Here is a 15,496-nt window from a genome sequence, read left to right as displayed (position 1 = left end):
CGGCGCCGCCCCTGTTCATTCAGTGTCTTCGAAACCGGAGATCAGCCTTCGCTGCTCTCCAACTCCAGTTGCAGTTCGGCCGGCAGCGGCTCGATCGAGTCTTCGCGGGCCTGGGTCAGTTCCGCGTCCCGCTCGTTGGCGATCTTCTGCAGGGCCCGCAGATAGGCGCCCGTACCGGCCGGGATCAGGCGGCCGACGATGACGTTTTCCTTCAGGCCTTCCAGCATGTCCTTCTTGCCGTGGACCGAGGCGTCGGTGAGGACGCGGGTGGTCTCCTGGAAGGACGCCGCCGAGATGAAGCTGCGGGTCTGCAGCGACGCCTTGGTGATGCCCAGCAGGACGGGCTGGGTGGTGGCCAGGCGGCCGCCACGCTTCTCGACCTTCTGGTTTTCCAGAACGGCTTCGGCCACTTCGACGGTGTCGCCGCGGATCAGGGTGGTTTCACCCGAATCCAGGACTTCCACCTTCTGCAGCATCTGACGCACGATGACTTCGATGTGCTTGTCGTTGATCGGCACGCCTTGCAGTCGATAGACCTCCTGCACTTCGTTCACCAGATACTCGGCCAGCGCCTCGACGCCCTGGATGCGCAGCAGGTCGTGCGGATCCGGGTTGCCGTCGATGATGTAGTCGCCCTTCTGGATCAGATCGCCGTCGTGGACGGAGATATGCTTGCCCTTGGGGATCAGGAACTCGACCGGTTCGCCCTGCACGCCGTCGGCGTTGACTTCCGGCGTGATCTTGATGCGGCGCTTGTTCTTGTAGTCGCGACCGAATTCGACGCGGCCATCCATCTCGGCGATGACGGCGCAGTCCTTCGGACGACGGGCTTCGAACAGTTCGGCGACGCGCGGCAGACCGCCGGTGATGTCGCGGGTCTTGGCGCCTTCGGTCGGGACGCGGGCGATGATCTCGCCCGGCTTGACCTCGTCGCCGTTCGACACGGACAGAACCGCGCCCACGGGCAGCAGGTAACGGGCGTCAGAGCCCGAGGCCAGCTTGGCGTAGGCGTCGCCCAGGGTGACGCCCATGGCCGGACGCAGGTCGGAACCACGCGGGCTGGCGCGCCAGTCGCTGACGACGCGCTGGGCGATGCCCGTCGCTTCGTCGGTTTCTTCCTTGACCGACAGACCTTCGACCAGGTCTTCAAAGCGCACGACGCCGCCGACTTCCGTCAGGATCGGGGTGGTGTAGGGGTCCCACTCGGCCAGGCGTTGGCCGCGCTTCACCTCGCCGCCGTCCTTGACCCGGATCCGGGCGCCGTACGGGGCCTTGTGCGTTTCGCGGTCCTTGCCGTCGACGACCACGGTCACGGTGACGTTGCGGCTCATGGCCACCAGGTCCCCGTGGGCCGCGACGACGGTCGGGCCGGCGACGCGGGCCACACCGGCGTTGGTCGCCTCCATGAAGGAGGTTTCCGCCACCTGGGCCGTGCCGCCGATGTGGAAGGTCCGCATCGTCAGCTGGGTGCCCGGCTCGCCGATCGACTGGGCGGCGATGACGCCGACCGCTTCGCCGATGTTGACGTTGGTGCCGCGCGCCAGGTCACGGCCGTAGCAGTTGGCGCAGATGCCGGCTTCCGCCTCGCAGGTCAGGGCCGAACGGACCTTGACCGACTGGACGCCGGCGGCGTCGACCGCCTCGACCACTTCTTCCACCAGATAGGTGTCGGCGGGGAACAGGACGTTATCGGTGCCCGGCTCCTTGATGTCCTCGGCCGCATAGCGACCCAGGATGCGCTGACCCAGCGAGACCAGGACGTCGCCGCCCTCCATCACCGCGCGCAGCGTGATGCCGCGGGTCGAGCCGCAGTCGATTTCGGTGACGATCGAGTCCTGCGCCACGTCGACCAGACGACGCGTCAGATAGCCGGAGTTGGCGGTCTTCAGCGCGGTGTCGGCCAGACCCTTACGGGCGCCGTGGGTGGAGTTGAAGTATTCAAGGACGGTCAGGCCTTCCTTGAAGTTCGAGGTGATCGGCGTCTCGATGATCTCGCCGGACGGCTTGGCCATCAGGCCGCGCATGCCGCCCAGTTGCTTCATCTGCGCCTGCGAACCCCGGGCGCCGGAGTTGGCCATCATGAAGACCGAGTTGATGTCGGGGTTCTCACCCTCGATCAGAACGCGCGGCTGCGCGATCTCGCCCATCATGGCGTCGGCGATCCGGTCCGTGGCCTTGGCCCAGGCGTCGACGACCTTGTTGTACTTCTCGCCGCGCGTGATCAGGCCGTCGGCGTACTGTTGTTCGTACTCCTCGACCTGGGTGCGGGTTTCGGCGACCAGCTCGGCCTTCTTCGCCGGAATGACGATGTCGTCCTTGCCGAAGGAGATGCCCGCCTTGGCGGCCTCGCGGAAGCCCAGGCCCATCATCTGGTCGGCGAAGATGACCGTCGCCTTCTGACCGCAGTGGCGATAGACCACGTCGATCAGATTGCCGATTTCCTTCTTGGTCAGGTTCTTTTCGAGCAGGCGATAGCCGACGTTCGGGTTGCGCGGCAGCAGGGCCGCCAGCTTCATCCGGCCCGGCGTCGTGTCGATGACCTTGGTCACCTCCTTGCCTTCGGCGTCCTGTTCCGTCCAGCGCGCCTTGATGCGGCTGTGCAGGGTGACGACCTTGGCGTCCAGCGCGGCGTCGATCTCGCCCATGTTGGCGAACAGCTTGCCTTCACCCGGCTCGCCGTCCTTGACCAGCGACAGATAGTACAGACCCAGGACGATGTCCTGCGACGGCACGATGATCGGCTTGCCGTTGGCGGGCGACAGGATGTTGTTGGTCGACATCATCAGGACGCGCGCTTCGAGTTGCGCCTCCAGCGACAGCGGGACGTGAACAGCCATCTGGTCGCCGTCGAAGTCGGCGTTGAAGGCGGTGCAGACCAGCGGGTGCAGGCGGATGGCCTTGCCCTCGATCAGCTTGGGCTCGAACGCCTGGATGCCCAGACGGTGAAGCGTCGGCGCGCGGTTCAGCAGGACCGGGTGCTCGCGGATGACCTCGTCCAGGATGTCCCAGACGGCGGGCTGTTCGCGCTCGACCATACGCTTGGATTGCTTGACGGTGCCCGACAGGCCCTTGGCGTCCAGGCGCGCGTAGATGAAGGGCTTGAACAGCTCCAGCGCCATCTTCTTGGGCAGGCCGCACTCGTGCAGCTTCAGTTCTGGACCGACGGTGATGACCGAACGGCCCGAATAGTCGACGCGCTTGCCCAGAAGGTTCTGACGGAAGCGGCCCTGTTTGCCCTTCAGCATGTCGGCCAGCGACTTCAGCGGACGCTTGTTGGCGCCCGTGATCACGCGGCCGCGACGGCCGTTGTCGAACAGGGCGTCAACCGATTCCTGCAGCATCCGCTTTTCGTTGCGGATGATGATGTCCGGCGCCCGCAGCTCCATCAGGCGCTTCAGACGGTTGTTCCGGTTGATCACGCGGCGGTACAGGTCGTTCAGGTCGGAGGTCGCAAAACGACCGCCGTCCAGCGGCACCAGCGGGCGCAGTTCCGGCGGGATGACCGGCACGATGGTCAGGATCATCCACTCGGGCTTGTTGCCCGATTCCAGGAAGGCCTCGATCAGCTTCAGGCGCTTGGACGCCTTCTTGGCCTTCATTTCCGACGGGCTGTCCGCCAGCTCGCCGCGGTGCTTTTCAGCCTCGGCGTGCAGGTCGATGCCCATCAGCAGGTTGCGGACGGCCTCGGCGCCGATCTCGGCGGTGAAGCCGTCGTCGCCGTATTCTTCCTGGTAGCGATAGAACTCGTCTTCCGTCAGCAGCTGGTTCTGCTTCAGCGGGGTCAGGCCCGGCTCGGTGACGATGTAGTTCTCGAAATACAGGACGCGCTCGACGTCCTTCAGCGCCATGTCCAGCATCAGCGAGATGCGCGACGGCAGCGACTTCAGGAACCAGATGTGGGCGACCGGGGCGGCCAGGTCGATGTGACCCATGCGCTCGCGGCGAACGCGAGCCAGCGTGACTTCGACGCCGCACTTCTCGCAGATGATGCCCTTGTACTTCATGCGCTTGTACTTGCCGCACAGGCATTCGTAGTCCTTGGTCGGGCCAAAGATACGGGCGCAGAACAGGCCGTCACGCTCGGGCTTGAACGTGCGGTAGTTGATGGTTTCCGGCTTCTTGATCTCGCCGAACGACCACGACCGGATCTTCTCCGGCGAGGCCAGGGCGATCTTGATCTGGTCGAAGGTCGGGGTGACCGGGACCGGGTTGAAGATGTTCAGGACTTCCTGGTTCATCTTGGGTTCCTTGCTGCGGTCGGAGACCGCGAAAAACTTAGTGGCGAGTGGCGAGTGGTGAGTGGCGAGTAAGAAGGGGGATCACGGCGCTGAATTTCTTCACTCGCCACTCGCCACTCATTACTCGCCACTCTGAGGCGCTACGCGCCTCAGCTGTTCTCCAGCTCCACGTTCAGACCCAGCGAACGCATTTCCTTGATGAGCACGTTGAAGCTCTCGGGAATGCCGGCCTCGAAGCTGTCGTCGCCGCGGACGATGGCCTCGTAGACCTTGGTCCGGCCGGCCACGTCGTCGGACTTCACCGTCAGCATCTCCTGCAGGGTGTAGGCGGCGCCGTAGGCTTCCAGAGCCCAGACCTCCATTTCCCCGAAGCGCTGACCGCCGAACTGCGCTTTGCCGCCCAGCGGCTGCTGGGTGACCAGCGAGTACGGGCCGATGGAGCGGGCGTGGATCTTGTCGTCGACCAGGTGGTGCAGCTTCAGCATGTAGATGTAGCCGACCGTGACCGGACGCTTGAACTGCTCGCCGGTCTGGCCGTCGTACAGGATCGACTGGGCCGACTTGTTCAGCCCCGCCTCTTCCAGCAGGCGTTCGATGTCGCCGATGTGCGCGCCGTCGAAGACCGGGGTCGCGAAGGGCACGCCCTTGGACAGGTTCTTCGCCAGTTCGATCAGTTCTTCCTCATCCTGCGGCAACGGGGTTTCCGGGCCGTAGATATGGGTCAGACGATCGATCAGCGCCTGCTTCTGACCGCCCTGCTGCCAGGCTTCCAGTAGACCGGAGATCTGCTTGCCCAGACCGGCGGCGGCCCAACCCAGGTGGGTTTCGAAGATCTGACCGATGTTCATGCGCGACGGCACGCCCAGCGGGTTCAGAACGACGTCGACGTGGGTGCCGTCTTCCAGGTGCGGCATGTCCTCGATCGGCAGGATCTTGGAGATGACGCCCTTGTTGCCGTGACGGCCGGCCATCTTGTCGCCGGGCTGAAGCTTGCGCTTCACGGCCACGAAGACCTTGACCATCTTCATCACGCCGGGGGGCAGTTCGTCGCCGCGTTGCAGCTTCTCGACCTTGTCTTCGAAACGACGGTCCAGTTGCTTGCGAGCGTCTTCGAACTGGCGCTTCATCGCCTCCAGCTCGCCCATGGCCTTCTCGTCGTCCAGGGCGATCTGCCACCACAGACCACGGCTGACCTCGGCCAGCTTCTCTTCGGTCAGTTCACCGCGACCGATGCCCTTGGGCCCCGACACGGCGTTCTTGCCCAGGATCAGCGGCTTCAGGCGGCCATAGACGTTGCGCTCCAGGATCTTGAGCTCGTCGTCGCGGTCCTTGCCCAGACGTTCGATCTCGGCGCGTTCGATCGCCATGGCGCGCTCGTCCTTGTCGACGCCGTGACGGTTGAAGACGCGAACGTCCACGATCGTGCCGGCGACGCCGGGCGGCAGGCGCAGGCTGGTGTCGCGCACGTCCGAAGCCTTCTCGCCGAAGATGGCGCGCAGCAGCTTCTCTTCCGGGGTCATCGGGCTTTCGCCCTTCGGCGTCACCTTGCCGACCAGGATGTCGCCCGGCTGGACTTCGGCGCCGATGGCCACGATGCCCGCTTCGTCGAGGTTGCGCAGGGCTTCCTCGCCGACGTTGGGGATGTCGCGGGTGATTTCTTCGGGGCCCAACTTCGTGTCACGCGCCATCACTTCGAATTCCTCGAGGTGGATGGAGGTGAAGACGTCGTCGCGCACGATGCGCTCCGAGATCAGGATGGAGTCTTCGAAGTTGTAGCCGTTCCAGGGCATGAAGGCGACGAGGGCGTTGCGGCCCAGGGCCAGTTCGCCCAGGTCCGTCGACGGGCCGTCGGCGATCACGTCGCCGGCCTTGACCGCGTCGCCCACGCGCACGATCGGGCGCTGGTTGATGCAGGTCGACTGGTTCGAACGCTGGAACTTAGACAGACGATAGATGTCGACGCCCGAACGGGCGGCGTCCACGTCGCCGGTGGCGCGCACGACGATCCGGGTGCCGTCGATCTGTTCGACGACGCCTTCACGACGGGCGACCACGACGGCGCCGGAGTCCACGGCCACGACCGCTTCCATCCCGGTGCCGACCAGCGGCGCATCCGACTGCACCAGCGGCACGGCCTGACGTTGCATGTTCGCGCCCATCAGTGCGCGGTTGGCGTCATCGTTTTCCAGGAAGGGGATCAGGGCGGCGGCGACCGAAACGACCTGTTTCGGCGACACGTCCATCATGTCCACGGCGTCCTTGTTCAGGAGCTGGGATTCACCGTTGATCCGGCCGGGGACCAGGTCCTCGACGATCATGCCGTCCTTCAGTTCGATATTGGCCTGGGCGATCGTGTATTTCGACTCTTCCATGGCCGAGATGTAGACCACCTCGCCCTGGGCCTGGCCGTCCTTCACGCGACGGTACGGGCTCTCGATGAAGCCGTACTTGTTGACGCGCGCGTGGGTGGCCAGCGAGTTGATCAGGCCGATGTTCGGGCCTTCCGGCGTTTCGATCGGGCAGATGCGGCCGTAGTGGGTCGGGTGGACGTCGCGGACTTCGAAGCCCGCGCGCTCCCGCGTCAGACCGCCCGGGCCAAGCGCCGAAAGGCGACGCTTGTGGGTGATTTCCGACAGCGGGTTCGTCTGGTCCATGAACTGCGACAGCTGCGACGAACCGAAGAACTCGCGCACCGCGGCGGCGGCCGGCTTGGCGTTGATCAGGTCGTGCGGCATGACCGTGTCGATATCGACCGAGGACATGCGCTCCTTGATGGCGCGCTCCATCCGCAGCAGGCCGACGCGGTACTGGTTCTCCAGCAGTTCGCCGACCGAACGGACGCGGCGGTTGCCCAGGTTGTCGATGTCGTCGATCTCGCCGCGGCCGTCCTTCAGGCCGACCAAGATCTGCAGCACCTTCAGCACGTCGTCCTTGCGCAGGACGCGGATCTCGTCGGAAACCTCGGGGGTCTCCAGGCGCATGTTCATCTTGACCCGGCCGACGGCCGACAGGTCGTAGCGTTCGCTGTCGAAGAACAGCGAGTTGAACATGGCTTCGGCGGCTTCCGGGGTCGGCGGCTCGCCCGGACGCATCACGCGATAGACGTCGAACAGGGCGTCCTCGCGGTTGTCGTTCTTGTCCACCCGCAGGGTGTTGCGCATGTAGGCGCCGACCGTGACATGGTCGATGTCCAGCACTTCGATGGTGGTGAAGCCGTTTTGCTCCAGCACTTCGATGGTCGGGGCGTCCAGCTCGTCGCCGGCCTCGGCGAAGATCTCGCCGGTCTCGAAGTTGACGGCGTCATTGGCCAGATATTTGGTGACCAGGGCGTCGGCGGCCAGCGACAGCGACGTCGTGGTGTCGCCCAGCTTCTTGGCGGCGCGGGCGCTGATCTTCTGACCGGCCTGGGCGATCACTTCGCCGGTGTCGGCGTCGACCAGATCGAACTCGGGCTTCACCCCGCGCCAGCGCTCGGCCTTATACGGCGTGACCCAACCCTCGCCGCGCTTTTCGTAAGGCACGGTCTCGTAGAAGGTCTTCAGGATTTCTTCGCCGTCCATGCCCAGACCCATCAGGAAGGTCGTGGCCGGCAGCTTGCGGCGGCGGTCGATGCGGACATAGACCACGTCCTTGGCGTCGAACTCGAAGTCGAGCCACGAGCCGCGGTACGGGATCACGCGGGCGGCGAACAGCAGCTTGCCCGAGCTGTGGGTCTTGCCCTTGTCGTGGTCGAAGAAGACGCCCGGCGACCGGTGCATCTGCGACACGATCACCCGCTCAGTGCCGTTGACGATGAAGGTGCCTTTGTCCGTCATGAGCGGGATGTCGCCCATATAGACGTCCTGCTCCTTGATGTCCTTGACCGAACGGGCGCCCGTTTCCTCGTCGGTCTCAAAGACGATCAGCCGCAGCTTGACCTTCAGCGGCGCGGCATAGGTCATGTCGCGCTGGATGCATTCCTCGACGTCGTACTTCGGATCCTCGAACTCGTACGAGACGTATTCCAGGATGGCGCGCTCGTTGAAGTCCTTGATCGGGAAGACCGACTTGAACACCGCCTCGATGCCCTGCTCCTTGCGCTGGCCCGGACGGACCTCGCGCTGCAGGAACTGTTCGTAGGAGGCGCGCTGAACCTCGATCAGGTTCGGCATCGCCACCGCTTCGGGGATACGCCCGAAGGATTTGCGGATACGCTTCTTGCCGGTGAACGAAGTGGCGGTGGCGACCTGACCGTTGATGGCGAGATCGTGGGCGACGTCAGTCATTCAGTGTTTCCCATGGCGCACGATCCGGGGGAAATCGCGCGTGAAATGCAGCGGCCACGGCGCGCGTCTCCGCGTCCGCAGCCAGGTTTTCGGCGTCCACCCTCGGCCCGTCGCCGGGCCAGGACGCCTGAAATATACCGGCTCCCTGGGGAAGGAGCCGCGCCTTCGCTCCGGTCGGAGGGCGACGGACCGGGCCTCGGCGCTTGCGCGCAGACTCTTTAGGAGTGTTGCGGAAAGCGGATATATACTCGCTTCGACGGCGAAATAAAGCCCCCCGCGGAACCTTTTTCCGCCGTCCAGAACCCCTCCGTCTCTCCGCTCCGCTTCGAGCCACCTCCCCATAAATGGGGAGGAGACAGCAACCGCACACCTGTCTCCTCCCCGCTCTGCGGGGAGGTGGCGCGGCGCTTCTTCAGCGCCGTGACGGAGGGGCTCTCCACCGCATCACCAATCCTCCCCAATCCCGTTGCCGCCCTCCCCGCCCTGTTCTAGCGTCGCCATATGACTCGCATCGCCCTCGCCGCCCTCGCCGCCCTGTCCCTCGCCGCCTGCGCCACGCGCGGCGAGCCCGTCACCTACGCCGAGACCGCCTCGGCCGCCGCCCGCGCCGCCGCCCAGGTCGAGGGCCAGGTCGAGGGCCACACGCCCCTGTCCCCGCAACAGGCCTGGGACGCCGGCAACACCGCCTATCTCGCCTGGAACGGCGCCCGTCGCGGCTGGACCACCACCGCCAGCGGCCTGCAATACCGCCGCGTCGGCAAGGCCCACCCCAAGGGCGCCCAGCCCTCGGCGACCGATACGGTCAAGGTCCACTACCGCGGCACCTTCATCGACGGGCGCGAGTTCGACAGCTCTTACGCTCGCAACCAGCCCGCCGAATTCCCGCTGAACCGCGTCATCAAGGGCTGGACCGAGGGCGTCGCCCTGATGCACGTCGGCGAGATCTACGAGTTCGTCATCCCCGCCTCGCTCGGCTACGGCTCGCGCTGGGTCGGCGGCGACGAACTGCCGCCCAACTCGACCCTGCGTTTCTCGGTCGAACTGCTGGACGTGACGCCGGCGGGCTGATCGGAGAGGGGCGAATTAGGGGGACTGGACCGGGCTTGATCACCCAATTCTGAAGTCAAACCTCTGCCCTTTCCGAGACTTGGTCTGAAGATTCGTCTCCCAGCCAGCCTGGGTTGGCGGCGCGCGCATGATCTCGGGCATGACCGATGATCTCTCAGACCCCGTCTCCGCCCCGGCGCCCTGGACGCGCCGATCCCCCGCCGTCTGGTCCGCCGCGCGCGCCGACTATCTCGCCGGCGGCTCGGCCGCCGAAGTGTGCGAGCGCCATGGGCTCAGCGTTTCGACCTTCCGCTGGCGCGCCCGAACCGAGGGCTGGCGCCTGTCGGATCAGCCGCACGGCGAAGTCTTCGTCCCTCTGGACGAGGAGGACCTGGCCTTCATGGACGCTGGCCTGCCGTGCAATTCCTCGGACATGGCCCGCCTGGCCTGGTCCAACGCCACGCGAGCGATGCGCGACGGCAAGCTGATCGAGGCGCGCGGATGGACGCGGCTGCACGGTGAGCTGGTCCAGATGGTCGACAGCGACCGTTCGTTGCTGAAGGCCTATGCCCGCTGGGCGGAAAAGGCGGAAACCGCCCATTTCATCCCCAGGATTCCGCCTCTTCGCCCCATGGAGGAGGACTGATCCCAAATTGCACTCTTTTGCATATTGCACTGTTTTCGAGGTGTGCAGGTTCAATTTGGGCGTCCCCGACATCGGACGACAGCGCCCAGACTTGACGCCCTCGCCCCTGCGGCGGACTGTCGCGCTCTCCCCGTGGCTTGAGAGTTCGTGTCGATGATTCAATCCCGCCTGAGCGCCGCCGGCCTCGCCCTGCTGCTCGTCTCCGCCGCCCCGGCGGCCCTGGCCCAGGTCGCCTCGACCTATCCCCCGGCCCTGCCCGCGCCCCAGCCGGCCATCCCCGCCGTCCGCGACGTCGCCTATCCCGGCGTGATCCGGCTGGACATCGACGCGACCAACCTGACCCAGCACATCTTCGCCATCACAGAGACGATCCCGGTCGCCCAGTCGGGTCCGATGACCCTCTTCTTCCCCGAATGGCTGCCGGGCAATCACGGCCCGGTCGGTCCGATCACCCAGCTGGCGGGGATCGAGATCAGCGCAGACGGCCAAAGGGTGGAATGGGTGCGCGACACCCTGTCCCCCTTCGCCTACCACCTGACCGTCCCGGCCGGCGCGACCGAGCTGAAGATCGTCATGCAGCACCTGTCGCCGACCGCCGACAATCAGGGCCGGGTGACTATGACGCCCGAGATGCTGAACATCCAGTGGGAGAAGATGCTGCTCTATCCCGCCGGCCACTGGTCGCGGAACATCACCGTCCAGCCGACCGTCACCTTCCCCGCCGGCTGGAACTTCGGCACGGCCCTGGAGCCCGAGAGCAAATCCGGCGACGTCCAGACCTTCAAGCCCGTCAATCTGGAAGTCCTGGTCGACAGCCCGGTCTTCGCCGGCCTCCACTATCGCCAGATCGACCTGAACCCCGGCGGCCGTTCGCCGGTCCGCGCCAATATCGTCGCCGACGAGGCCAAGAGCCTGGAGGCCACGGACGACCAGATCCAGATCCTGCGCAATCTGGTCGACCAGATGGACCGCCTGTACGGCGCGCGCCACTTCGACCATTACGACTTCCTGATCGCCATGACCGACAAGCTGGGCGGCATCGGTCTGGAGCATCACCGCAGTTCCGAGAACTCGGTCGATCCGGCCTTCTTCACCGGTTGGGACACGCACCTCGCCGACCGCGACCTGCTCAGCCACGAGATGAACCACTCCTGGGACGGAAAATGGCGCCGCCCCGCCGACCAGTATGTGCCCAACTTCAACAGCCCGATGCAGAACAGCCTGCTGTGGGTCTATGAGGGCCAGACCCAGTATTACGGCCAGGTGATCGCCGCCCGCTCGGGCCTGTTGACTAAGGAACAGGCGATGGAGTCCCTGGCCATGACGGCCGCGACCTTCGACGCCCGTGTCGGCCGCCAGTGGCGCGCCCTTCAGGACACCACCAACGACCCGATCATCAGCCAGCGCCAACCCAAGGCCTGGCTGTCGTGGCAGCGCGACGAGGACTATTATTCCGAGGGCCAGCTGATCTGGCTCGACGTCGATACGACGATCCGGGAGAAGACCAACGGCCGCAAGTCGCTCGACGACTTCGCCAAGGCCTTCTACGGCGTTCAGGACGGCGACTACGCCCCGGCCCCCTATACGTTCGACGACGTGGTCGCGGCCCTGAACGGGGTGGTCGCGAACGACTGGGCGACCTTCCTGCGAACGCGCCTGGACGCCGACGGTCCCGACGCCCGTGCGCCGCTGGACGGCCTGACGCGCGGCGGCTGGCGCCTGACCTATGGCGAGACCCCCACCGCCTATCAGAAGACCCTGTACGGCGAGCTGAAGCGCAACGACTTCACCTATTCGCTGGGGCTCCAGACCGGCGAGGGAAACAGGATTCGCAGCATCCAGTGGGGCAGCCCCGCCTTCAAGGCCGGCCTGGCCTCGGGCATGGAGATCGTCGCCGTCTCCGGCCGCGCCGCCGCCCCCGACCGCCTGGCCGAGGCCGTCACCGCCGCCAAGGACCCGGCCATCCCCGTCACCCTGATCGTCAAGGACGGCGACCAGTTCCGAACCGTCGTCCTCGACTACCACGACGGCCTGCGCTACCCGCGCCTCGAACGCATCGCGGGAACCCCCGACCGTCTCGGCGACATCCTGACGCCCCGCCGCCGCTGACGCCGGCAGAGCCCCTCCGTCTCTCCGCTTCGCTCCGAGCCACCTCCCCATTTCATGGGGAGGAGACAACCAACCCGCACCCACCCTGTCTCCTCCCCGCTCCGCGGGGAGGTGGCGCGGCGCCCCTTCGCGCCGTGACGGAGGGGCTCTTCGCCGCATCACCGGACGAGACCTTGACGCCGCGCCCCCCGCCCTCGACGGTGCGTCCCTGCCCTCAAGTTCGGATGTATCGATGCCGCGTACCCGCCTGACCGCCGCCTGCCTCGTCCTGCTGACCGCCGCCGCCGCCCCGGCCATGGCCCAGACCTCCACCCCCGTGGTGGTCGATGCCCGCGACGCGGCCCTGGCCCTGCCCCGCGCCCAGCCGGCCATCCCCGCGCCCCAGGACCGGCCCTACCCCGGCGTCATCCAGTACCGCGCCGACATCACCGACCTCGACCGCCGCATCATCCGCGTCCGCCAGACCATCCCGGTCGCCGGCCCCGGCCCGCTGACCCTGCTCTATCCGAAATATCTGCCGGGCAACCACGCCGCCACCGGCCCGATCCAGCTGCTGTCCGGCGTCACCGTCACCGCGAACGGCCAGCGCCTGGAATGGCTGCGCGACACCCTCGACCCCTACGCCTTCCACCTCGACATCCCGGCCGGCGTGACCGAGATCGAGGTCCAGTTCCAGCAGCTGACCCAGCCGGACAGCTCGAACTGGCGCGTCCTGATGACCCAGGACATGGTCAATCTGCAGTGGGAGAAGGCCATCCTCTATCCCGCCGGCTACTACAGCCGCCAGATCCAGGTCGCTCCGTCCATCGTCCTGCCCGCCGGCTGGAAATACGGCACGGCCCTGACGACCGAGGCGCGCGACGGCGACGTGGCCGCGTTCGAGACGACCGACCTCTACACCCTGATCGACAGCCCGATCTTCGCCGGCGCCCACTATCGCCGTATCGACATCGACCCCGTCGGCGACCGTGTGCACCTGAACCTCCTGGCCGACGAGGAGAAGGGTCTCGCCGCCACCGACGACCAGCTGAAGCTCTATGAGAACATGGTGCTCCAGGCCGACCGCCTGTTCGGCGCCCGCCACTTCGACAACTACGAGTTCCTGTTCGCCCTGACCGACCAGATGGGCGGCATCGGGCTTGAGCATCACCGCAGCTCGGAGAACACCGGCAAGCCCGAGTTCTTCACCGATTGGTCCAAGAGCGCCGGCGACCGGGGCCTGCTGCCCCACGAATACGCCCACTCCTGGAACGGCAAGTTCATGCGGCCCGCCGACGAACTGACCGCCAACCACAACGTACCCACCCAAAACACCCTGCTGTGGGTCTATGAGGGCCAGACCGAATACTGGGGCGACGTCCTGGCCGCCCGCGCCGGCCTGCATTCCAAGGAAGTGGCCCTGGCCACCCTGGCCAATGTCGCGGCCTTCTACGATAACCAGCCCGGCCGTCAGTGGCGCGCGCTTCAGGACACGAACAACCACAATCTGCTCGGCTACCGCGTGCCCGGTCAGTTCCCCTCGTGGATGCGGGGCACGGGCGACTACTACCGTGAGAGCCTGCTGATCTGGCTGGACGCCGACACCCTGATCCGGGCCGAGACCGACGGCCGCAAGTCGCTCGACGACTTCGCCAAGGCCTTCTTCGGCCACGACGACTGCTCTTGGACGCCCCAGGGCTACACCTTCGATCAGGTGGCGGCGGCCCTGAACGCCGTCCATCCGCACGACTGGGCCGACTTCCTGCGCGAGCGTCTGGACGCCGTCGGCCCCGACGCCCGCGCGCCCCTGGCGGGGCTCGAGCGCGGCGGTTGGCGCCTGACCTATACGGACAAGCCCTCGGACGCCGAAAAGGCCGTCAGCACCGGCTGGGCCAACGACTTCCAGTATTCGCTGGGCTTCACCCTCAGCGGCGACAAGATCGCCAATGTCCGCTGGGGCGGCCCCGCCTTCGAACAGGGAATCGGCGCCGGCTGGAGCCTGACAGCCGTCAACGGCAAGGCCGGCTCGGCGGAGGCCCTGCGCGACGCCGTGACCGCCGCCAAGGACGGATCGCCTCTGGAACTGCTGATCAAGTCCGGCGACCGCTTCCGCACCGTCGCCTTCGACTACCGCGACGGCCTGCGCTACCCGCGCCTGGAACGCATCCAGGGAACCCCCGACCGTCTATCCGACATCCTCGCGCCGCGTCGGCGCTGAGGCCGACGCACGGTCTCCTCCCCGCTCGGCGGGGAGGTGGCGCGGCGCGCCTTCGCGCCGTGACGGAGGGGTTCTTCAACCCATCACCACCGCCCGTGCGCCGTCCAGAACCCCTCCGTCTCTCCGCTCCGCTCCGAGCCACCTCCCCATAAATGGGGAGGAGACAGGAACCGCGCACCCTGTCTCCTCCCCGCTCCGCGGGGAGGTGGCGCGGCGCTCCTTCAGCGCCGTGACGGAGGGGCTCTTCACCACGTCACCACCGCCCGCCTACCCCTCGATCAGTTCCAGCAGCGCCGCCGCCGCCTCGCGCGACGACGCCGGATTCTGGCCCGTCACCAGCTTGCCGTCGACCACCACATACGACCCCCAGTCCGGCCCGTTCGAATAGTCGCCGCCGTTGGCGCTCAGGACATTCTCGACCAGGAAGGGCACCACGGCGGTCAGGCCCACGGCCTCTTCCTCGCTGTTGGTGAAGCCCGTCACCTTGCGGCCGTGCACCAGCGGCTGGCCGTTGGCGGCGTTGACGGACCGCAGCACCCCCGGCGCATGGCAGACGAAGCCGGTCGGCTTGTCCGCCTTGGCGAAGGCCTCGATCAGGGCGATGGAGTCGGCGTCATTGGCCAGGTCCCACAGCGGGCCGTGTCCGCCCGGATAGAAGACGGCGTCGAAATCATCCGCCTTCACCGACGACAGGAGAACGGTCGAGGCCAGGGCGGCCTGGGCTTCGGGATCATCCTTGAAGCGACGGGTGTCGTCGGTCTGGGCGTCGGGATCGTCGCTCTTGGGATCCAGCGGCGGCTGACCGCCCTTGGGCGAGGCCAGCACTATCTCGGCCCCGGCGTCGTTCAGCGCGTAATAGGGCGCCGCGAACTCCTCCAGCCAGAAGCCCGTCTTCCTGCCCGTATCCCCGAGTTCGTCATGGGACGTCAGCACGATCAATATCTTCATCTGGAGGCTCCTTTTCAGGCTTAACAGATGGGAAGCCGGACCGATC

The 15,496-nt window shown here is 66.4% G+C and carries 7 protein-coding genes; 4 read left to right on the top strand and 3 right to left on the bottom strand.

Going from position 1 to position 15,496, the window contains the following annotated elements; all coding sequences use genetic code 11:
- Nucleotides 1–41: 41 nt before the first annotated feature.
- Nucleotides 42–4,238 (bottom strand): DNA-directed RNA polymerase subunit beta', encoded by a 4,197-nt coding sequence (gene rpoC, locus H2037_RS08245; protein WP_292120179.1) that lies wholly within the window; start codon nucleotides 4,236–4,238, stop codon nucleotides 42–44.
- Nucleotides 4,239–4,387: 149 nt separating this feature from the next.
- Nucleotides 4,388–8,503: a DNA-directed RNA polymerase subunit beta gene (gene rpoB, locus H2037_RS08240; protein ID WP_292120176.1), complete on the bottom strand. Its 4,116-nt coding sequence runs from the start codon at nucleotides 8,501–8,503 to the stop codon at nucleotides 4,388–4,390.
- 501 nt (nucleotides 8,504–9,004) lie between these two features.
- Here rpoB and H2037_RS08235 point away from each other — a divergent pair.
- The 4 genes from H2037_RS08235 (at nucleotide 9,005) to H2037_RS08220 (ending at nucleotide 14,502) form a co-directional block, all read left to right on the top strand.
- A complete protein-coding gene (locus H2037_RS08235) occupies nucleotides 9,005–9,571 on the top strand; it encodes an FKBP-type peptidyl-prolyl cis-trans isomerase (RefSeq protein ID WP_292120174.1) in 567 nt (188 codons plus the stop codon).
- Nucleotides 9,572–9,710: 139 nt separating this feature from the next.
- Nucleotides 9,711–10,196, top strand: a complete 486-nt coding sequence (locus H2037_RS08230) for a hypothetical protein (RefSeq protein WP_292120171.1) — start codon at nucleotides 9,711–9,713, stop codon at nucleotides 10,194–10,196.
- A gap of 153 nt (nucleotides 10,197–10,349) precedes the next feature.
- Entirely contained in the window at nucleotides 10,350–12,305 is a 1,956-nt protein-coding gene (locus H2037_RS08225; RefSeq protein ID WP_292120170.1) for a peptidase M61, read from the top strand.
- A gap of 232 nt (nucleotides 12,306–12,537) precedes the next feature.
- The gene (locus tag H2037_RS08220; RefSeq protein ID WP_292120168.1) at nucleotides 12,538–14,502 is read left to right on the top strand and encodes a peptidase M61; all 1,965 of its coding nucleotides are present in this window, start codon (nucleotides 12,538–12,540) and stop codon (nucleotides 14,500–14,502) included.
- A gap of 267 nt (nucleotides 14,503–14,769) precedes the next feature.
- Here the strand turns inward: H2037_RS08220 and H2037_RS08215 are convergent, their stop codons facing one another.
- The gene (locus H2037_RS08215; RefSeq protein ID WP_292120166.1) at nucleotides 14,770–15,450 is read right to left on the bottom strand and encodes a type 1 glutamine amidotransferase domain-containing protein; all 681 of its coding nucleotides are present in this window, start codon (nucleotides 15,448–15,450) and stop codon (nucleotides 14,770–14,772) included.
- Between the last annotated feature and the right edge of the window lie 46 nt (nucleotides 15,451–15,496).

This window comes from Brevundimonas sp. (assembly GCF_013912065.1).
Lineage (GTDB): Bacteria > Pseudomonadota > Alphaproteobacteria > Caulobacterales > Caulobacteraceae > Brevundimonas.
The sequence above is the reverse complement of the archived record's forward strand: the minus strand, read 5'-3'. Positions and strand labels throughout refer to the sequence as shown.

Coding starts and splice junctions, on each gene's coding strand:
- H2037_RS08220 (WP_292120168.1), top strand. CDS start 12,538: ATGCCGCGTACCCGCCTGACCGCCGCCTGCCTCGTCCTGCTGACCGCC.
- H2037_RS08230 (WP_292120171.1), top strand. CDS start 9,711: ATGACCGATGATCTCTCAGACCCCGTCTCCGCCCCGGCGCCCTGGACG.
- H2037_RS08225 (WP_292120170.1), top strand. CDS start 10,350: ATGATTCAATCCCGCCTGAGCGCCGCCGGCCTCGCCCTGCTGCTCGTC.
- H2037_RS08235 (WP_292120174.1), top strand. CDS start 9,005: ATGACTCGCATCGCCCTCGCCGCCCTCGCCGCCCTGTCCCTCGCCGCC.
- rpoB (WP_292120176.1), bottom strand. CDS start 8,503: ATGACTGACGTCGCCCACGATCTCGCCATCAACGGTCAGGTCGCCACC.
- rpoC (WP_292120179.1), bottom strand. CDS start 4,238: ATGAACCAGGAAGTCCTGAACATCTTCAACCCGGTCCCGGTCACCCCG.
- H2037_RS08215 (WP_292120166.1), bottom strand. CDS start 15,450: ATGAAGATATTGATCGTGCTGACGTCCCATGACGAACTCGGGGATACG.